The sequence below is a fragment of the Pseudonocardia cypriaca genome (assembly GCF_006717045.1).
Taxonomy (GTDB): domain Bacteria; phylum Actinomycetota; class Actinomycetes; order Mycobacteriales; family Pseudonocardiaceae; genus Pseudonocardia; species Pseudonocardia cypriaca.
Genome location: NZ_VFPH01000002.1, coordinates 871,634 through 891,028, shown reverse-complemented (window position 1 = coordinate 891,028; position 19,395 = coordinate 871,634). Strand labels below are relative to the sequence as shown.

Sequence of the window (19,395 nt, the reverse complement as noted above, 5' to 3'; positions counted from 1 at the left end):
AGGTCAGTGTGCCCCTGGAAACCGGTCAGTCGACGCAGGGCACGCCATCCGCCGTGATCACCGGGTGGCCGCTCGTCGTCGGGACGGGAGTGCCGCCGACCTCGGATGCGTCCGCCGGGTGCACGTTGATCGGGTCGTCGTCGGCCACGCGGCGGGCCGTGGTGGGCGGCGTCGACGAGGGCGCGGACGGCTCCGAAGTGGGCGCCACCGCCACCGTCGGGGGCGTCGTGGCGGACTCGAGCAGCGATCCGACGAACGTCCGCACGGCGTCGCGGTCGATCTGCACGGCGATCCCGTCGGCGGGGGTGCGCAGGTCGGGGCGGCCGGTCGGGATGGTGTGGAAGGTCAACGCCTGTGCGGAGACCTGGCGCAGCTGGGAGATCGCCTGGCGGAGGTCCCACCCGCTGTCCAGCACGACGTAGCGCGTGGCGATCTCGACGAGGCGCTGCAGCCGCACGGGATCGGTGATCGTGCCCGGCGCGAGGACCCGCTGCGCCAGGCCGGCCGCGAAGGCCTGCTGGCGGGCGATCCGGTCGAGGTCGCCGTCCTCCAGCCCGTGCCGCTGCCGCACGAACGCGAGCGCGCCAGGTCCGCTGACCAGGTGCTGGCCCGCCGGCAGGTCGACTCCGGAGTACGAGTCGCGGACGGGCGCGTTGAGGCACACCGGTATCCCGCCGAGCGCCTCCGTGAGCTCGACGAACCCGGCCATGCCGATCTCACCGAAGTGGTCGACCTGCGCCCCGGTGAGCTGTCCCACCGTGGCGACCAGGGTGCGCCGGCCGGCCTCGCGGGCGCGCCGGTCGAGCTCGGCGCCGTCGATGCCCTGCGCGCGCAGGGCGTCCTCGGCGTCCTGCATCCCGCGCCGGTACGCAGAATTGATCTTGTGGGTCCCGTGTCCGCCCGCGATCGGCACGTACGAGTCGCGCGGGATGGAGATGGCGACAGCTTGTTCTCCCGCGTTCGCGGGCACGTGAACGAGGATGATCGTGTCGGTGTGCAGCTGGCCCTCGTCGGGACCGGCGTGCAGCGCGTCGAGCACCTCACGGGGGAGCGGCTCGCCCTGGGCGTCGGTCCGCGCGTCCAGGCCCACCAGCAGCGCCGTGAACGACTCGCCCGGCGGCGTGGGGCGCGGGGTCGGGATGGCCGCGGTGCTGCTGACGACCGTCGTGTCGACCTGCTGTTGCAGCGACCAGACGAACCCGGTGGCGATGAGCGCGGCTGCCGACGCGAGTGCGGTGACGACGCGGACCGCCGCGCGCATCGTGCGTCTTGCATCCATGTGTGCACTCCGGGTAACTGCGGTCGCCCTGCGCCTGGACCGGTGCCGCGACCGCCCGGGGCTTGCTCGGCCGCCGTTGCGGCCGCGTCCACTGTAGTCACCGGATGTAGGCCCCGACTGCTCCGAACGGTGCACGTCACAGCACGTTTGCCACGTGTCATCACACGTTCGGTGACTGATCCATGATCAACGCGCTAGTGTCGCCGCCTACTTCACGTCGAGGCAGGGGGGAGAGCAGGAATGCGGAGCTCGTCACGCGGGAGTTCGGCGCGGTCGTTCGCGCTGGGGTGTGTCCGTTCCTAGCAGCCCGGCAGAGATCCATGAACGACAAGAGCACAACGCAGAACGGACGTTCGTGATGACCGCTCCCCACCACTCGTCCCCGCGGAGGTCGGCCTTTGCCGAACGGCCGTACCCGCAGGAGCCCCACCAGCAGCAGCCCAACCAGCCGGTACGCCCGCCGGTGGCGCCCGGCCAGCACCTGCGGCCGTGGCCGGTGAACCCCGAGCAGCAGGGCTACCCGCCACAGGGGCAGCGGCTGCCCGGCCAGCCGGACGAGAGGCCCCCCCGGAGCGCCGCCGAGGAAGAGCTCCTCCGGGCGCAGTCGGCGCCGTTCGGCTTCCCCGCGGTGCCGGCAGCGCCGATGTTCGTGCGGAGGAAGCGGTTCGAGGCGCTGGCCTGGACGGCGCTCACCCTCGGGATCTTCGGCATCGTCGGTGGTGTCGCCTCCGCGGTCCTCGGTACGGACGTGCTCGTCCTGAAGTACCTCACGATCGGTCTCGCCGCGGTCGGCGCGCTCCTCGGGGCGATCGCGCTCGTCGGCACGCGGAAGGTCCTCGCCGGCGCCGGTGCGGCCCTGTGCGCCGCGGCGATCGCCGTCGCCACGACCGCGCAGGTGGCGCGGCCCGACGGCGAGGACGCGGTCGGCGACGTCGCCTCCCAGGACGTGGCCCTGCGCGACTGCACCGTCAGCCGGCGGGGCGGCGAGGTCACGGCGGAGGCCACGATCGAGATCACGAACCGCACCGACACGCGCCAGTCGTACAACATCAACATCACCGTGAACGACATGGACGGCCCCCGCGTCGGCGAGATCAACGCGATCGCCACCGCCGTTGCACCCGGCCAGAGCGTGGTCCTGTCGGGCGCGGACGCGAGCGGAACCGTGAGCGGGCGGGCACAACCGGGGCCGGCGGACTGCCGGATCGCCACCGTCAACCGGCTTGCTCTCGGCGGCTGACGGAGCGCGGGTGATCGCCGCCCCCGGCGGGTGTCGGCGGCGGCCTCTACCGTCGGCGCGTGACCACTTCCGATAACCCGCGGGGCGGCATCGCCCGGTTCGGTGTCGTCGCGCTCGACTGCCCCGACCCCATCGCTCTGGCCCGTTTCTACAGCGCCCTCACCGGCTGGCCGCTCGACCCGCAGGGGGAGAACGACCGCTGGGTGCAGCTCGACCCGCCCGACGGCCGGGGCGCCGCGCTCGCGTTCCAGAAGGTGTCGTCCGGGTACCGCCCGCCGCAGTGGCCCGGCCAGGACGTGCCGCAGCAGCTGCACATCGACTTCGACGTGCCCGACCTGGACGAGGGGGAGCGGGAGGTACTGGCGATCGGGGCCCGCAAGCACGAGACGCAGCCCGCGCCGGACCGGTTCCGGGTGTACCTCGACCCGGCCGGCCACCCCTTCTGCCTCGTGGTGGACTGACGCTCGGCGGCTGCTGCAGATCGCGTTGCGGTGTCCGTGCGGCGCTCCCACAATCGCCCCGTGCGAGACGCCGACCCGGGACGCGTCGCGATCGGCCGCGTGTACGACCCGCCCGCGGGCGACGGACGGGCCCGGGTGCTCGTCGACCGGCTGTGGCCGCGTGGCGTGGCCAAGGACGCGGCTGCGCTCGACGAATGGCTCAGGGCCGTGGCCCCGTCGGCGGAGCTGAGGAAGTGGTACCGCCACGAGCCGGGGCGGTTCGCGGAGTTCCGCCGTCGCTACCGCGAGGAGCTGAACGAGCCGGAGCGCCGGAACGCCGTGGAGCGGCTCGGTGAGCTGGCCCGGACCAGCGGGGTGGTGCTGCTGACGGCGACCAGGGACCCGGCGTCGAGCAATGCCGCGGTGCTGGTCGACGTCGTACAGGAGGAGCTGGGGTCTGGATGAGCAAGTCCTGTCCAGGCCATCGCCGCGGACTGCGATCCGGCCCAGGCAGCACGGCTCGTAGCGGGACGTGAGGTTCGCGCGGAGCTTCCCGCCGACGACGGGCGGTTCCACGACCGCTGATCACGGCCTCGGGGTGCGTTCCGCGGAACGCAGTAGACGCCGGTGTGACGCCGTTGTGGTGGCGCGCCCACTGGCGGTTTCCTGACCAGGCCGACTCGGCGGGAACTGATCAGCAGGAGGCAAGGAAAGCACCGGTCGGGCGACCATGATCCGAACTCGCGGTTGTCCACGGCTGCCCCGACGACCATGGACACCCGATGAATCGGATCTTGCCCACCGAGATCGCGTGTATCGGTTGCCCATTGCTGCCGACACAGCCATGGCGAACCGAAACAGCGGATCATCTGCGCCACTGCTCGCCGAGCGCCCGAGATCCTGCCGGGCAGCACACCAAGGCGATCATCGCAGCGCTGTCGTGCGGTTCGGCGCGGCGATCGCTCCGGGTAACCCCGGCTTCACCAGCCGCGCTCGCGCCACTCGCCGAGGTGCGGGCGCTCGGCGCCGAGCGTGGAGTCGTCCCCGTGGCCGGGGTAGAACCACGTCTCGTCCGGCAGCACCCCGAAGATCCGCTCCTCCAGGTCGTCCATGAGCTGGATGTGGTCCTCCGGGGTGGCTGTGCGTCCGTGGCCGCCGGGGAAGAGGGAGTCGCCCGTGAACATGTGCGGGTGCCCGCCGGGGGCCGGGTCGCGGTAGACGAGCGCGATCGAGCCGGGGGTGTGGCCGCGCAGGTGCACCACCTCGAGCTCGATCTCCCCGAAGCGGACGGTGTCGCCGTGCTCGACGAGCTCGTCCATGGGGATCGGCAGCTCGGCGGCGTCGAGCGGGTGGGCGATCTGGCGGGTCTGGAACATGCCGGCCACCGCGCCGAGTGCCTGCCAGTGGTCCTGGTGGCGGTGGGTGGTGACCAGGTGGTTCAGCTCGGGGCGGCCGTCGTCGGCGCCGACGAGGTCGGCGAGCCGGTCCGGCTCGTTCGCGGCGTCGACCAGCAGCGCCTCGTTGGTGGCGCGGCACACCAGGAGGTAGGCGTTGTTGTCCATCGGGCCCACCGACACCTTGGTGATGGTGAGGGCGTCGAGGTCGCGGCGGATGGCGGCGCCGCCCGGGTCGACATGGCCGGAGTAGCTGTCGAGGACGTCCACCCCGACAGCCTAGTGGTGGTGCGTGTCCGTCACGATCGGATCGCGGTGAGATGCGCGGTTCACCCGAATCGTTGACAGCATGTCGCAGGCTCGACAACGATCCGTCGACGTTCGATCCCGGGCGTGACGAGTTCGACGAGGAGCCACCCGCGATGGACCCCCACCTGCTCACCCGACGACGGCTCCTCGGTCTATTCGGCGCGGCGGCGTCCGTGCCGGTCCTCTCGGCGTGCGGCAGCAGCGTCGGCGGCTCGGAGAGCGGCACCGCCGCCGGTGGTGGCGGCGGCACGGTCAAGGTCGGGCTGGTGGTGCCGCAGTCCGGCGTCTACGCGGCGCTCGGCACGGACATGCAACGCGGCTGGCAGCTGTGGCTGGACCAGAACGGCGGCAAGTTCGGCGACTACGCCGTGGAGACGGTGGCCGCGGACGAGGGCGAGACCCCGCAGACCGGTGTGCCCGCGGTGCAGAAGGTGCTGCAGAACGACGGCGTCGACGTGGTCGTCGGCCTGGTCAACTCGGCCACGGCGCTCGGCGTCCGGGACGCCGTCACCGAGGCGCGCAAGCTGCTGGTCGTCACCAACGCGGGCGCCGAGGACGTCACCGGTGCCAAGAGGTCGCCGTACATCTGGCGCACCTCGTTCACCAACGGCCAGATCGCGGCGGCGATGGGCAAGCACCTCGCCGAGTCGGGGTTCTCGGAGGGCGTCTACGCGATCGCGCCCGACTACGCCGCGGGCACCGAGGTGATCGCGCACTTCAAGCGGGCGTTCGAAGCGGGTGGCGGGCGCGTCGTCGGCGAGGTGAAGACCCCGTTCGGGAAGACGTCGGACTACCAGCCGTTCCTCACCGGGATCCAGGACTCCGGGGCGCGGGCCACGTTCTGCTTCTACTCCGGCTCCGAGGCGATCACGTTCGTGCGCCAGTACGCGCAGTTCGGGCTGGCCGGTTCGATCCCCCTGTACGGCTCGGGCTTCCTCACCGAGGGGAACGTGCTGCCCCAGCAGGGCGACGCCGCGCTCGGCGTGCAGAACACGCTGCACTACACCGACCAGCTGGACAACCCGGCCAACAAGGCCTTCGTCGACACCTACACCGCGGCCCACGGCGAGGCGCCGAGCTGTTTCTCGATGGCCACCTTCGACGCGGCGAACGTCCTCAACCGGGCGCTGCGCGGAGCGACCGCGCTGGACGGTGACGGCCTGTCCGCCGCGCTCGGCGGCATCGGCAACGTCGACGACAGCCCCCGCGGCCCGTGGACGTTCGAGAACCAGACGCCGCGGCAGAACATCTACCTGCGCAAGGTCGAGAACGTCGGCGGCAAGCTGGTGAACGCCGTGGTGCAGGACCTCGGCCAGCAGAGCCAGCCAGCGGCGGTCTGATGCTCGTCTCGGTCCTCAACGGGCTCGCCATCGGGTTCCTGCTGTTCATCCTCGCGGTCGGGCTGTCGATCGTGTTCGGGATGATGGACGTGCTCAACCTCGCCCACGGCGCGCTCTTCCTCGGCGGTGCCTACCTCGGCGCCGCGTTCTCCGGGAGCTGGGGCGGTTTCCTCGCCGCGCTCGGGATCGCCGCGGTGGGCGGGCTCCTCGCCGGGGCGCTGCTGTCGCTGATGACCGGCCCGCTGCGGCGGCGCTCGCACCTGGACCAGGCGCTGCTCACGCTCGGGGTGGCGTTCGTCGTCGCCGAGCTGTTGATCATCGCGTTCGGGGACGACCCGCTGTCGGCGGCGGCGCCACCCGCGCTGGACGGCTCGGTGACCGTGTTCGGCGCGGTGTACCCGGCCTACCGGCTGGTGCTGATCGGCGTCGGCGCGGTGCTGGCGATCGCGGTGTACCTGGTCGTGGAACGCACGCGGGTCGGCGCGCTCGTGCGCGCCACCGTGGCCGACCGGGACATGGTCGCGACGATCGGCATCGACAACCGGCTCGTCACCACCGCGGTCTTCGCCGTCGGGTCGCTGCTCGCCACCACCGCAGGCGTGCTCGGCGGGCCGATCTACGGCGCCCGGCCGGGCCTCGACGCCACCGTGCTCATCCTGGCGCTGGTGGTCGTCGTGATCGGCGGGCTCGGCTCGGTGCGCGGCGCGCTGGTCGGGGCGCTGATCATCGGGCAGGCCGACACCCTCGGCCGGGTGCTGCTGCCGGGACTGGCCTCGTTCCTGCTGTTCGCGGCGCTCGCGCTGGTGCTGGTGCTGCGGCCGCAGGGCCTGTTCGGCGGGCCTGCGGCGGTGGGCGCCCGGTGACGGCCGTGGAGGCGCCCGCTGTTCCGGGTGGCGCGGCCGCGGTCACCCCGCGGGCGCCGCGCGGGCGGGCGTGGCTCGGCGCCGTGGCCGTGGTCGTCGTGCTCGCTGCGGTGCCGCTTTTCCTCGCCCCGTTCGCCACCACCACGCTCACCCGCATCCTGGTGTTCGCGCTGTTCGCCGTGAGCCTCGACCTGCTCGTGGGCGTCACGGGCCTGCCGTCGCTCGGGCACGCGGCCTACTTCGGCGCGGGTGCGTACGCCGCGGGCTGGGTCTCGATCCACGTGACGGCGGAGGCGCCGGTGCCGCTGCTGGTCGGCGCCGCGACGGGGGCGGTGGCCGCTGCGCTCACCGGGTGGATCACGGTCCGCAGCGCAGGCGTGTTCTTCCTGATGCTGACGCTCGCCATCGGCGAGGTGGTGCAGGAGCTGGGCAACGCGTGGGAGTCGGTCACCGGTGGGGCGAACGGGCTCACCGGGATCCCGTCCGTGCGCGTCGCAGGGGCGCCGCTGGCCAATGCGGGGTTCACCTACTGGTACGTGCTGGCGGTCTTCCTGCTCGGGTTCGCGCTGGTCTGGCTGGTGGCGCGGTCGCCGTTCGGCGCGGCGCTGCGCGGCATCCGCGACAACGAGCGGCGCATGCGGGCGATCGGCTATCCCACGTCGCTCTACAAGTACGCGGTGTTCGTGCTCGCGGGCGGCGTCGCGGGGCTCGCGGGATCGCTGCTCGCGGCGCAGGCGCGGTTCGTCGCGCTGCCCGACCTGGGCTTCGCGACGGCGGCCTTCGCGCTGCTGGCCGTGGTCATCGGTGGAGCCGGGTCGCTGTGGGGCGCCTGCCTAGGTGCGGCGCTGGTGATCGTCGTCAGGGATGCGCTCGGGCCGAGCCTCGGCGGTCACGGCACGCTGGTGCTCGGGGCGGTGTTCGTGCTGGTGGTGTACCTGCTTCCGCGTGGGGCGGCGGGCATCCGGCTGCCTGGCCGGAGGTCGTCATGACGCTGCGCTGCACCGGCCTCACCCGGTCCTTCGGGGCGCTGCGGGCCGTCGACGGCGTCGACATCGCCGTGGAGCCGGGCGCCCGGCACGCGCTGATCGGGCCGAACGGCGCCGGGAAGTCCACGCTGTTCAAGCTGGTCACCGGCACGATGCGGGCGCACGCGGGCACGGTGGAGCTGGCGGGCCGCGACGTCACCCGGCTGTCCGAGGTGGCGCGCTGCCGGCTGGGGATGAGCCAGACGATGCAGCACGCGAGCCTGTTCGGCTCGATGACTGCGACGGAGACGGTGGCTCTGGCCGCGGCGAGGCACGAGGGCGGGCGGATCTCGCCGCTGCCGCGCCGGCGTCCGGCCGTGCGGGCGCGCGCCGAGGAGCTGCTCGCCGAGGTCGGGCTCGCCGACCGCCGCGACGTCCCGGTGCCTGCGCTCTCGCACGGCGAGCGCAAGCAGCTGGAGGTGGCGCTCGCGCTGGCCTGCCGCCCGTCGCTGCTGCTGCTCGACGAGCCGGCGGCCGGCATGTCACCCGCGGAGAGCGCCCGGCTGCTAACGCTGCTCTCCGCGCTGCCGGAGGAGATCACCGTGCTGTTCGTGGAGCACGACCTCGACCTCGTGTTCTCCCTCGCCGACTCCGTAACCGTGCTGCACCTGGGGCGCGTGCTGCTCTCCGGCACGCCCGACGAGGTGCGCGCGAGCGATGCGGTGCGGGAGGCGTACCTGGGCGCCGGACGCCGTGAGGAGCTGTTCCACGCATGACGTTCCTCCAGGTCCGCGGCCTCGTCTCCGGGTACGACCGGGGCGTCGTGCTGCACGGTGTCGACCTCGACCTCGACGCCGGTTCCGTGCTGGGGCTGCTCGGGCGCAACGGCGTCGGCAAGTCGACGCTGGTCATGACGCTGGCCGGGCTCGTGTCGCCGAGCGCGGGCTCGGTGCTGCTCGACGGCCGCGAGCTGGCCGGCGCGCGGCCGGACCGGATCGCGCGCGCCGGCGTGGCGCTCGTGCCGCAGGGCCGGCGCGTGTGGACGACGCTCACGGTGGCCGAGCACCTCGCGCTCTCGTCCCGGTCCCGCGGGGGTACCTGGACCGTGGACACCGTGCTCGACCTGCTGCCGCGGCTCGCCGAGCGGCGCAGGCACTACGCGGGCCAGCTCTCCGGCGGGGAGCAGCAGATGCTGGCCGTCGCGAGGGCGTTGCTGACGAACCCCCGGCTGGTGCTGCTCGACGAGCCGTCCGAGGGGCTCGCACCCGCCGTGGTCGACCAGATCGGCGGGGTCGTCAGCACCCTGCGCGACGAGGGGGTGGCGGTGCTCCTCGTGGAGCAGGACCTGCACCTGGCGTTCGCGGTGGCCGGGGAGATCGCGGTGATGGAGAAGGGCGTGCTCGTGCACCGGGTGCCGACCCCCGAGTTCCGCCGCGATCCGGACACCGCGTACCGCCTGCTCGGGGTGGCGTGAACACCGCGCCGGCCGAGGCGGCCGTGATGCAGGCGATCGCCACCCACTGCCACCCGTCCAGCACCTCGGCGAGCAGCACGAGGCCGGCCAGCGCGCCGACGACCGGTTCCAGGCTCTGCAGCACGCCCACCGTGCGCGGCGGCAGCCTGCGCAGCGCGGCGAGGTCGAGCGAGTAGGGGAGCACCGCCGACAGGACGGCGACGAGCAACCCCGTCGCGAGCGCGGACGGCCGGAGCAGGTCGGTGCCGGACGCGGAGATGCCGAAGGGGAGCGAGAGGACGGCCGCCCACGCCACGGCGAGGGCGAGGGTGCCGGGTGCGGCGGTGCCCGCGCGCCTGCTGAGCAGCAAGTAGCAGCCCATGGCCACGCCCGCCCCGAGCGCGAGCAGCACGCCCGCGACCGGGAGGGGCCCGCCTCCGTCGCCGATCAGGAGAACGCCCGCACCGGCCACCAGTGCCCATCCGACGTCGAGGGGGCGGCGGGATCCCGCGAGGGCCACCGTGAGCGGACCGAGGAGCAGCAGGGACATCGCGACACCGAGCGGGAGGTACCGCATCGCCGGGTAGACGAGGTTCATGCCGGCGATGGCCGTGCCGAACGCGACGACCAGCCCGAGTCCGCGGCCATCGGTCGGCGGCCGGGGCCGCAGGACCGCCAGTAGGACGAGCGCGGCGAGCCCGAGCCGCAGCGTGACGACGCCGGCGGGTTCCAGCAGGTCGAACGCGCGCTTCCCGAACGCCTGCCCGACCTGGACGCTCACCACGCTCGCGAGCACGAGCAGCGGGGCGCGGGACACGAGATCCACCCTGCGACCGCATTCCTTGAACGTCCAGCTGCAATTTTCTCAGCAGTTCCTTGTAGCCTTGGCTGAATGATCGACCTCCGGCGGCTGCACGTCCTGCGGATGCTCGACGAGCACGGCACGGTCACGGCGGCAGCGGCGGCGCTGTACCTCACGCCGTCAGCGGTGTCCCAGCAGATCCGGCTGCTCGGCCGCGACCTCGGCGTCGAGCTCCTCGAGCGGGTGGGCCGTGGCGTGCGGCTCACCCCGCCGGCCCGGGTCCTGCTCGGCCACGCCGACCGGCTCTACGCCGACTGGGAACGCGTGCTCGCCGAGGTGACGGCTGCTCCGGGCGGGGGTGCGCTGCGGATCTGCGCGTTCCCGACCGCGCTCGCCGCACTGGTGGCGCCCGCCGCGGCCGACCTGCGCGGCACCACGGAGGTCGAGATCAGGGAGGCGGGCAGCGCGGAGTGCTTCGCGCTCCTGCTCGCGGGCGCCGCCGACGTCGCCGTCGTCCTACCGGCGCCGGACGTGCCACCCCGCGACGACCCGCGCTTCGACCAGCAGCCGCTCCTGGACGACCCGTTCGACCTGGTGGTGCCCGCCGACCACCGGCTCGCGACGGCGGAGGCGGTCGAGCTCGCCGACGCGGCCGACGAGGCCTGGGTCGGCGCCGACCGGTGCGACGACTCGGCGATCGTCATGGCGGCGTGCAGCGCGGCGGGCTTCACACCGCGCATCGCGCACGGCGCGGAGAACTGGAACTCCGTGATCGCGCTGGTCTCGCACGGCTTCGGGGTGTGCCTGATGCCGCGGCTCGCGCCGATCCCGGCCCACCACCGCGTCGTGCGGATCCCGCTGCGCGGCGCACTCGTCCCGTCCCGGACGGTGCTGACGTGCGTGCGCCGGGGCAGCCGGGAGCAGCCGGCGATCGCACGTGGACTCGCTGCGCTCGCCGCGGCGGGGGAGCGCTCCCCGTTCCCGCTGGTGGACGGCGAGCACGACGAGACCGTGCCGCACCGGCACACCTACCGGGCGGTCTCGTCCTGACCCGTCGCCAGCACCGTCCGGATCGTCACGGCATCGCGCAGCAGCACCGTGACCGGCGTGCTGTCGACCACCCCGGCGAGCTGCTCACGCAGGTCCTGACCGACCTCGCCGTCGACCGTGACCCGGCGGTCGAGCATCGGCGGGGTGCTCGGATGGACACCGACCCGCACCGTGACGGCGCCGGGGTCGATGTGCCAGCGCTGCAGGAACGTGCGCACCGACATGGCCGTGCACGCCGACAGGGACGCCGCGAGCAGGCCGAACGGGGTGGCGCCCGGCGGCTCCGCCCCGGTGCCGTCGGGCACGGCGCAGCTCAGCTCGAACCCGTTGACGGTCAGGTCGGCTGCGTCGCTCTCCGGGGTCGGCAGGCATGCGACCGACCAGACGTTCGGTTCTCCCACCCTGCCAGCCTAGATCCCCCGCGGGAACCCGGCGGCGTCCGCAGACGTCGATCACGTGTGGGGATTCGGCTGGGGGCGGTGGCGCGGCGGCTCGCCGGGCCACCGGACGGGCACCGGGTGCGCAGGCCGGTCACGCCGGACGGCACGGCGGAGTTCGACCTGACGTACCTGCGCACGGGGCCGCGCGGCGGCGTACCGGTGCTGGTGGTTCCGGGCGGGCCGGGGATCGCGTCCGTGCTCCCGTACCGCGCGCTGCGCCGGTTGGCGGCGGGCCGTGGCCTCGACGTGATCATGGTGGAGCACCGCGGGGTCGGGCTGTCCCGCCACGACGACGCCGGCCGCGACCTCCCACTGGCCGCGGTCACGATCGAGCAGGTGGTGGCCGACCTGGCAGCCGTCCTCGACGACGCGGGGGTGAGCCGCGCGCTCGTCTACGGCACGTCCTACGGCACCTACCTCGCGCAAGGCTTCGGGCTGCGGCACCCGGACCGCGTCGCGGGGATGGTGCTCGACTCGCCGCTGCTCGGCCCGCGCGACCTCGCCCTGCAGCGCGCGCACCTGCGTGCGCTGCTCTGGGACGGGGCCACGCCCGACACCGCCCGGCCCGCGGCACTGCTGCGCGCGCTCGTGGCCGACGGCATCGTCACGTCGCAACGCACGGGGGCGGTCGTACCGCTCGTGTACGAGTTCGCCGGTCCGCGCGTGCTCGCGCGGCTGCTCGCCGGGGTGCGGGAGGGCCGCAGGCGGGCGTGGGAGTTCTGCGAGCGCGCGGGCGGCCGCGAGATCGACGGCGCCGGGACGCCGTTCGTGGCGGAGACCGACCTCGTCGCCGGTATCAGCTACGGCGAGCTGCACTACGGCGCGCCCCCGGACGGGAAGCCGCTCGACCCCCAGGTGATGTACGTGGCCGCAGCCGCGCGGAACCCACCGTTCACGGGCGAGCCCTACGACCTCGTCTCGGCGCTCGGTGCGTTCCACTGGCCGACCGCCGTCGTCTCGGGCGAGCGGGACGTGCGCACGCCACGCCCGGTGGCCGAGCGGGTCGTCGAGCTGGCGCCGGACGCGGTGCTCGTGCCGCTGCCCGGCCTCGGCCACAGCGCGCTCGACACGCATCCGCTCGCGGCGCTGCACGTCGCCCACGCGGTGGCCGAGGGCGCGCACCGGCGACTCCCCGACCTGGCCCCGCGCCTGGCGACCCTGCCCCGCCGGGCGATGTCCGGCCACCTGGGAAGGATCATCGCCGCAGGTATCGCCGTCGAACGCTGGGCGCCCCGCCGGCGCAGCATGGAGTCGTAGTGCTGTTCCGACGCCGTCCAGCCAGCACCACGGAGCCGTAGTGTCGGTCCCGGGGTCGGTGCGCGGCAGTTCGAACGTGTGTGCGATCCTCGTTCCAGCTGTCCGGCTCCCCGGGGCAGCCGCTCGCCGGGTCGCCCGCCGTCGTGCCGGATCTGTCGGTGGCCGCGCCTAGCATGGATCGGGGGCCGCTCTCGGCCCTCCACCCGCATCTCAGGAGGCTTCCCCACCGTGGCCGACCGTCTGGTAGTACGCGGCGCCCGCGAGCACAACCTCCGCGGCGTCGACCTCGACCTGCCGCGCGACAGCCTCGTGGTGTTCACCGGCCTGTCCGGCTCGGGCAAGTCGAGCCTGGCGTTCGACACCATCTTCGCCGAGGGCCAGCGCCGGTACGTCGAGTCCCTGAGCGCGTACGCCCGGCAGTTCCTCGGGCAGATGGACAAGCCCGACGTCGACTTCATCGAGGGTCTGTCGCCCGCCGTCTCGATCGACCAGAAGTCCACCAACCGCAACCCGCGGTCCACGGTCGGCACCATCACCGAGGTCTACGACTACCTGCGCCTGCTCTACGCCCGCGCGGGCGTGCCGCACTGCCCGGTGTGCGGGCACGTCATCGAGAAGCAGACGCCGCAGCAGATCGTCGACCAGGTCCTCGCGATGGAGGAGGGCAGCCGGTTCCAGGTGCTGGCTCCGGTGGTGCGCACGCGCAAGGGCGAGTTCGTCGACCTGTTCTCCAACCTGCAGGCGCAGGGCTACTCGCGCGTGATGGTCGACGGCACCATCCACCAGCTCACCGACCCGCCGAAGCTCAAGAAGCAGGAGAAGCACGACATCTCCGTCGTGGTCGACCGGCTCACGGTGAAGGGGTCGGCCAAGCAGCGGCTCACCGACTCCGTCGAGACGGCGCTGCGGCTGGCCGACGGGCTGGTCGTGCTCGACTTCGTCGACCTGCCCGACGACGACCCGCACCGCGAGGTCCGGTTCTCCGAGCGGATGGCCTGCCCCAACGGCCACCCGCTGTCGCTCGACGACCTCGAGCCGCGCACGTTCTCCTTCAACTCGCCGTACGGTGCGTGCCCCGAGTGCACCGGGATCGGGATCAAGAAGGAGGTCGACCCGGACCTCGTCGTCCCCGACCCGGAGCAGTCGCTCGCCGACGGCGCGATCGCGCCGTGGGCTGGCGGGCAGTCCGCCGAGTACTTCGGGCGGCTCCTCGAAGGCCTGTCCCGCGCGGTCGGCTTCCGGATGGACACCCCGTGGCGCAAGCTGCCCGCCGCCGCGCAGAAGGCGGTGCTGCACGGCACCCAGGACCAGGTGCACGTCCGCTACCGCAACCGGTACGGCCGTGAGCGCTCCTACTACGCCAACTTCGAGGGCGTCGTCCCGTTCCTGGAGCGGCGGCTCGACCAGACCGACTCCGAGTACGCGCGCGAGAAGTACGAGGGGTACATGCGCGACGTGCCGTGCCCCGCCTGCAAGGGGGCGCGGCTCAAGCCGGAGGTACTGGCCGTCACGCTCGCCCACCGCACGCAGGGCGAGCGGTCCATCGCCGAGGTCTCCGCGATGTCGGTGGCGGAGTGCTCGGAGTTCCTCGACGGCATGCAGCTCGACCAGCGGCAGGCGATGATCGCGGGCCGGGTCCTCAAGGAGGTGCAGGCGCGTCTGGGCTTCCTGCTCGACGTCGGGCTCGACTACCTCTCGCTCGACCGCGCCGCGGGCACCCTGTCCGGCGGTGAGGCCCAGCGCATCCGGCTGGCCACCCAGATCGGGTCCGGGCTGGTCGGCGTGCTGTACGTGCTGGACGAGCCGTCGATCGGGCTGCACCAGCGCGACAACCGGCGCCTGATCGAGACCCTCACGCGCCTGCGCGACCTCGGCAACACCCTCATCGTCGTCGAGCACGACGAGGACACCATCCGTGCCGCCGACTGGGCCGTCGACATCGGCCCCGGCGCCGGGGAGCACGGCGGCCACATCGTCCACAGCGGCCCGGTCGCCGAGCTGGAGGCGCACGACACCTCGCTCACCGGTGCCTACCTGTCGGGCCGGCGCTCCATCCCGGTGCCGGACATCCGCCGCCCGCGCGACCGGAAGCGGCAGCTCACGATCGTCGGAGCGCGTGAGCACAACCTGCGCGGCATCGACGTCGACATCCCGCTCGGTGTCCTGGTGTCGGTCACCGGCGTGTCCGGCTCGGGCAAGTCCACGCTGGTCAACGACATCCTCGCCACGGTGCTCGCCAACAAGCTCAACGGCGCCCGCCAGGTGCCGGGCCGCCACACCCGGATCACCGGGCTCGACGGGCTCGACAAGCTGGTGCGGGTCGACCAGTCGCCGATCGGGCGCACCCCCCGATCCAACCCGGCCACGTACACGGGCGTGTGGGACAAGATCCGCACGCTGTTCGCCTCCACCACCGAGGCGAAGGTGCGCGGCTACCAGGCGGGCCGGTTCTCGTTCAACGTCAAGGGCGGGCGCTGCGAGGCGTGCTCCGGCGACGGCACCATCAAGATCGAGATGAACTTCCTGCCGGACGTCTACGTGCCGTGCGAGGTCTGCAAGGGTGCCCGGTACAACCGCGAGACCCTGGAAGTGCACTACAAGGGCAAGACGGTCGCCGACGTGCTCGACATGCCGATCGAGGAGGCCGCCGAGTTCTTCGCGCCGATCACCTCGATCTCCCGCTACCTCCGCACGCTCGTCGACGTCGGGCTGGGGTACGTGCGGCTCGGGCAGCCCGCGCCCACCCTGTCCGGCGGCGAGGCGCAGCGCGTCAAGCTCGCCTCGGAGCTGCAGAAGCGCTCCAACGGGCGCACGATCTACATCCTCGACGAGCCCACCACCGGCCTGCACTTCGAGGACATCCGCAAGCTCCTCGACGTGATCAACGGGCTGGTCGACAAGGGCAACTCGGTGATCGTCATCGAGCACAACCTCGATGTGATCAAGACGTCCGACTGGATCATCGACATGGGGCCGGAGGGCGGCTCGGGTGGCGGCACGGTGATCGCCGAGGGCACCCCCGAACAGGTCGCCGGCAACCCGGCGAGCTACACCGGCCAGTTCCTGAAGACCCTGGTCACGCCGGAGGAGCCGGCCGCTCCCAAGGCGGGTCGGCGCAAGAAGGCCGCCGCCGCGAGCTGATCGCAAAGGCGGACACCCCCGGGGTGGTGCAGACTCGCGCCGTGGCGTTGCGCGATCTCGGGGCGGCGGTGCGCTCGTTGCGCGAGAACACCGAGCCCGCCGCAGTCGGGCTGCCGGTGGGCGCACCGCCGGACGGTGGGCGGCGGGTTCGCGGGCTGCGGCGGGAGGAGCTCGCCGAGCTCGCCGGGGTGTCGGCGGACTACGTGCGACGGTTGGAGCAGGGACGCAGCCACCCGTCTGCCGGTGTGGTGAACGCCATCGCCCGTGCGTTGCGGGTCGGACGGGCGGAGTACGAGCGGCTCTGTGCGCTGGCCGGATACGCCGCGGCGGCCGGGCAGGTGCCGCGCGAGGCCGGGGCGGCTTCGATGCGGCTGCTGGATCGGTTCGACGACACCCCCGTCTTCCTGTGCGACGCGGCGTGGAACGTGGTCGCCGTCAACGGGGCGTGGCTGGCGCTGGAATGTGGGGCTCCGACCGGGCACGCCCGGGACTGGAACGTCGCGTGGCGCACGTTCCGCAGTGCACTCGGCGGGATCAGCCGAACCGAGGAACGTGCGGCCGGTATGCAGGCATTGCTCGTCGCCCGACTGCACAGCACGTACCTGCGCTACCCGACTGACGCCTCGCTCGCTGAGCTCGTCGACGAGCTGAGGAGCACGAGCCGGCCGTTCGACACCTTGTGGCGCACGCCGACGACGGTCGGTGCCTATGAGAACCGTGCCGTGTTCCGTCATCCGGACGGCACCGACATCACGCTCGACGGCAATCTGCTCGAGGTGCCGGGGGACGATCTGATGGCGGTCGTCCTCACCGCGGCACCGGGCTCGACCGACGCGGCGCGGCTCGGCGAGCTCGTCAGCGTCCCCGGCAAGCCGGCCGTCGTCCGGGTGGGCCAACCTGGCCCAGGCTGACCGAGCCGGTGGCCGCGATCCTGGGGCCCATGTGGATCAACGACGTGAACGCGCCGGCTGACCGTTCCACCACGCGGACGAGGGCGCACGCTCCTTCCTGATCGGCGGCTGCCCGAACAGCTCTCGCGGGCGGTGAGCGACGTCACTTGCTTCGAGTTCGAAGCAGTAGTAGCGTGACTGGTAGTTGCTTCGAGTTCGAAGCAGATGACTCCGAGCGAAAGCGAGTGAGCTCCGATGAAGGCAGTGCGTTTCCACGAGTACGGCGACCCGGGTGTCCTGAGCTACGAGGACGTGGAGCAGCCGGTCCCCGGAGCCGGTGAGGTCCGGATCCGCGTCGCTGCGACGTCGTTCAACTCCGTCGACGGCAACATTCGCGGGGGCTTCATGCGCGGCCCCATCCCGGTGGTGTTGCCCCACACGCCCGGCCTCGACGTCGCCGGCACGGTCGACGCGCTGGGCGAGGGCGTGGACGGCATCGAGGTCGGGGAGGAGGTCGTCGGCTTCCTGCCGATGGACGGCACCGGCGCCGCTGCGGAGTACGTCCTCGCGCCGGCCGATGTCCTGGCGCCTGCGCCCAAGAGCGTCCCGCTTCCCGACGCCGCAGCGCTGCCGGTGGTGGGCCTCACCGCGTGGCAGGCGCTGTTCGACCACGGCGAGCTGCAGGCCGGGCAACGCGTGCTGATCAACGGCGCAGGCGGAGCGGTCGGCGGCTATGCGGTGCAGCTGGCCAAGGGAGCCGGGGCGCACGTGATCGCCACGGCCAGCCCGCGCAGCAGCGAGGCGGTCGAGTCCGCAGGCGCCGACGAGGTCATCGACCACACCGTCACCGGGGTGACCGAGGCGGTCACCGAGCCGGTCGACGTCGTGCTCAACCTCGCGCCGATCGACCCGGCCGAGCTCGCCGCGCTGGCCGGCCTGGTCCGCAAGGGCGGCGTCGTGGTGAACACGACGGTGTGGATGCCCGCGCCCACCGACGAGGAGCGCGGCGTGCGCGGCATCGACCTCTACGTCCGCAGCGACGCGGAGCAGCTGTCGCGGCTGGTAGCGCTGATCGACAGCGGCGAGCTGCGCGTCGACGTCGCCCAGCGGGTACCGCTGGCCGAGCTGCCGGCCGTCCACGCCCAGGCCGCCGCGGGCACGCTGGCCGGCAAGGTCGTCGTCCTCCCACCCACCGCCTGAAACCCACCCCAACCCCGAAAGGCGAAGACCGTGCCACTCAGCTTGGACCCCCAGATCGCCGAGGCGCTGGCCCCGATGGCCGGCGCGATGGCGGACGCCACACCGCCGGCGGTGGGGGACGTGGCGGCGCGCCGCGCCCTCTGGGAGCCGATCATCGGCGCGGCGGGAACGGCCCAGCCGATGCCGGCCGACGTGACGACCAGCGAGCACCACGCGACCGCGGACGACGGTGCGCAGGTCAGGATGCGCTGGTACGTCAAGGACGGCGCGACGCCGGGCTCGGCCGTGCTGTTCTTCCACGGCGGCGGCTACATCTTCGGCCACATCGACCTGTTCGACGGGCCGGTCGCCCGCTACGTGTCCGCCAGCGGCGTGCCGATGCTGTCGGTCGAGTACCGCCGCGCCCCCGAGCACCCCTTCCCGGCGCCGCTCGAGGACGCCTACGCCGCGCTGCTGTGGCTGCACGAACACGCCGCCGAGCTGGGCGTCGACCGCGACCGGATCGGCGTGATGGGCGACAGCGCCGGGGGCGGCATGGCGGCGGCTATGACGATCCTCGCCCGCGACCGCGGCGGTCCGAAGATCGCCCGCCAGATCCTGCTCGAGCCGATGCTCGACGACCGCACCACCACGCCCGATCCGCACATCGCGCCCTACCTGGTGTGGTCCTACGACGACAGCCTCACCGCGTGGCCGGCGTTGCTCGGTGACGCCGCCGGCGGCCCCGACGTTCCGGCCACAGCGGCACCGGCCCGGCTGGAAGACGCGACGGGCCTGCCCCCGGCCTACATCGAGGTCGGCCAGCTCGACGTCTTCCGCGACGAGGACACCGCCTACGCGACGAAGCTCAGCCGCGCAGGCGTGCCGGTGGAGTTCCACCTGCATCCCGGCGCCCCGCACGAGTTCGACTCCATCGCCTTCGACTCCGACGTGGCACGGCGCGCCGTCGCCGACCGCATCCGGGTGCTCGGGTCGATCTGAGCCCGCATCCACCCTGCGACCGGCGCGGGTCTCGTGGATCGTGACGGACCGGCCGGTGCATATCGTCGGCATATCGAAAACCGGATACGTTCCGGCAACCCGGCGCACGCTCTACTCGGTTCCGTCCGATCCACCCGGATCAACCGAAGGAGATGTTCGTGCGGATCCGAACGTTCGCGGCGTCGGCGCTGGTGGCCGGCGCGCTCACCGGGGGACTGGCAGGGGTGGCCGCCGCCGCGCCGGCTCCTGGCCCTCCGGGTCCTCCCGGTCCTCCGCCCGGCGATCGACCCGCGCCGTGTGCCGAGCGGCACCGGCCGGGTGACCGGCCCGAGCTCCGGCACGAACGTCGCC

At 72.9% G+C, this 19,395-nt stretch carries 17 protein-coding genes and 1 pseudogene; 14 read left to right on the top strand and 4 right to left on the bottom strand.

The annotated features are described in order from the left end of the window. Positions 1-25: 25 nt before the first annotated feature. The gene (locus FB388_RS21750; RefSeq protein WP_142104060.1) at positions 26-1,279 is read right to left on the bottom strand and encodes an LCP family protein; all 1,254 of its coding nucleotides are present in this window, start codon (positions 1,277-1,279) and stop codon (positions 26-28) included. Between the two features lie 358 nt (positions 1,280-1,637). On the opposite strand from FB388_RS21750, the gene FB388_RS21745 reads away from it, so the two are divergent. From FB388_RS21745 to FB388_RS21735, 3 genes are read left to right on the top strand one after another with little or no spacing between them, the layout of a single operon-like run. Continuing rightward, positions 1,638-2,519: a DUF981 family protein gene (locus tag FB388_RS21745; RefSeq protein ID WP_142104059.1), complete on the top strand. Its 882-nt coding sequence runs from the start codon at positions 1,638-1,640 to the stop codon at positions 2,517-2,519. 59 nt (positions 2,520-2,578) lie between these two features. After that, on the top strand, positions 2,579-2,980 hold the full coding sequence (locus FB388_RS21740) for a VOC family protein (RefSeq protein ID WP_142104058.1): 402 nt from the start codon (positions 2,579-2,581) through the stop codon (positions 2,978-2,980). Positions 2,981-3,040: 60 nt separating this feature from the next. Next, on the top strand, positions 3,041-3,424 hold the full coding sequence (locus FB388_RS21735) for a DUF488 family protein, N3 subclade (protein ID WP_142104057.1): 384 nt from the start codon (positions 3,041-3,043) through the stop codon (positions 3,422-3,424). A 515-nt stretch (positions 3,425-3,939) separates the two neighbouring features. Here the strand turns inward: FB388_RS21735 and FB388_RS21730 are convergent. Next, positions 3,940-4,623, bottom strand: a complete 684-nt coding sequence (locus tag FB388_RS21730; RefSeq protein ID WP_142104056.1) for an MBL fold metallo-hydrolase — start codon at positions 4,621-4,623, stop codon at positions 3,940-3,942. 152 nt (positions 4,624-4,775) lie between these two features. Here FB388_RS21730 and FB388_RS21725 point away from each other — a divergent pair, with 152 nt between their 5' ends. The 5 genes and pseudogenes from FB388_RS21725 to FB388_RS40525 form a co-directional block, all read left to right on the top strand. After that, positions 4,776-6,002, top strand: a complete 1,227-nt coding sequence (locus FB388_RS21725) for an ABC transporter substrate-binding protein (RefSeq protein ID WP_170225777.1) — start codon at positions 4,776-4,778, stop codon at positions 6,000-6,002. Further along, positions 6,002-6,865, top strand: coding sequence for a branched-chain amino acid ABC transporter permease (locus FB388_RS21720; RefSeq protein WP_142104054.1), 864 nt, complete (start codon positions 6,002-6,004; stop codon positions 6,863-6,865). Before FB388_RS21725 ends, FB388_RS21720 begins: the two co-directional genes overlap by 1 nt. Beyond that, on the top strand, positions 6,862-7,854 hold the full coding sequence (locus FB388_RS21715; RefSeq protein ID WP_142104053.1) for a branched-chain amino acid ABC transporter permease: 993 nt from the start codon (positions 6,862-6,864) through the stop codon (positions 7,852-7,854). The genes FB388_RS21720 and FB388_RS21715 overlap by 4 nt, the downstream gene beginning before the upstream one ends. After that, the gene (locus tag FB388_RS21710) at positions 7,851-8,606 is read left to right on the top strand and encodes an ABC transporter ATP-binding protein (RefSeq protein ID WP_142104052.1); all 756 of its coding nucleotides are present in this window, start codon (positions 7,851-7,853) and stop codon (positions 8,604-8,606) included. Before FB388_RS21715 ends, FB388_RS21710 begins: the two co-directional genes overlap by 4 nt. Then, positions 8,603-9,070, top strand: a pseudogene (locus tag FB388_RS40525) (ABC transporter ATP-binding protein); the annotation flags it as partial. The gene FB388_RS21710 and the pseudogene FB388_RS40525, both read left to right, overlap by 4 nt. A 55-nt stretch (positions 9,071-9,125) precedes the next feature. On the opposite strand, the gene FB388_RS21700 reads toward FB388_RS40525, so the two are convergent. Next, entirely contained in the window at positions 9,126-10,109 is a 984-nt protein-coding gene (locus FB388_RS21700) for an EamA family transporter (RefSeq protein ID WP_246122271.1), read from the bottom strand. A gap of 66 nt (positions 10,110-10,175) precedes the next feature. Here FB388_RS21700 and FB388_RS21695 point away from each other — a divergent pair, with 66 nt between their 5' ends. Beyond that, the gene (locus FB388_RS21695) at positions 10,176-11,135 is read left to right on the top strand and encodes a LysR family transcriptional regulator (RefSeq protein WP_142104050.1); all 960 of its coding nucleotides are present in this window, start codon (positions 10,176-10,178) and stop codon (positions 11,133-11,135) included. Here FB388_RS21695 and FB388_RS21690 read toward each other — a convergent pair. Further along, complete coding sequence (locus FB388_RS21690; RefSeq protein ID WP_142104049.1) at positions 11,114-11,536, bottom strand: OsmC family protein; 423 nt, start codon at positions 11,534-11,536, stop codon at positions 11,114-11,116. The genes FB388_RS21695 and FB388_RS21690 overlap by 22 nt on opposite strands. A gap of 57 nt (positions 11,537-11,593) precedes the next feature. On the opposite strand from FB388_RS21690, the gene FB388_RS21685 reads away from it, so the two are divergent. The 5 genes from FB388_RS21685 to FB388_RS21665 all read left to right on the top strand — a co-directional run bounded on the left by FB388_RS21685 (position 11,594) and on the right by FB388_RS21665 (position 19,044). After that, the gene (locus FB388_RS21685) at positions 11,594-12,832 is read left to right on the top strand and encodes an alpha/beta fold hydrolase (protein WP_211362156.1); all 1,239 of its coding nucleotides are present in this window, start codon (positions 11,594-11,596) and stop codon (positions 12,830-12,832) included. A gap of 228 nt (positions 12,833-13,060) precedes the next feature. Continuing rightward, positions 13,061-15,973 (top strand): excinuclease ABC subunit UvrA, encoded by a 2,913-nt coding sequence (gene uvrA / locus FB388_RS21680; protein ID WP_142104048.1) that lies wholly within the window; start codon positions 13,061-13,063, stop codon positions 15,971-15,973. Between the two features lie 41 nt (positions 15,974-16,014). Then, positions 16,015-16,884: an MmyB family transcriptional regulator gene (locus FB388_RS21675; RefSeq protein ID WP_142104047.1), complete on the top strand. Its 870-nt coding sequence runs from the start codon at positions 16,015-16,017 to the stop codon at positions 16,882-16,884. Positions 16,885-17,118: 234 nt separating this feature from the next. Then, a complete protein-coding gene (locus FB388_RS21670) occupies positions 17,119-18,063 on the top strand; it encodes an NADP-dependent oxidoreductase (RefSeq protein ID WP_142104046.1) in 945 nt (314 codons plus the stop codon). Positions 18,064-18,093: 30 nt separating this feature from the next. Further along, complete coding sequence (locus FB388_RS21665) at positions 18,094-19,044, top strand: alpha/beta hydrolase (RefSeq protein WP_142104045.1); 951 nt, start codon at positions 18,094-18,096, stop codon at positions 19,042-19,044. Positions 19,045-19,395 lie beyond the last annotated feature (351 nt).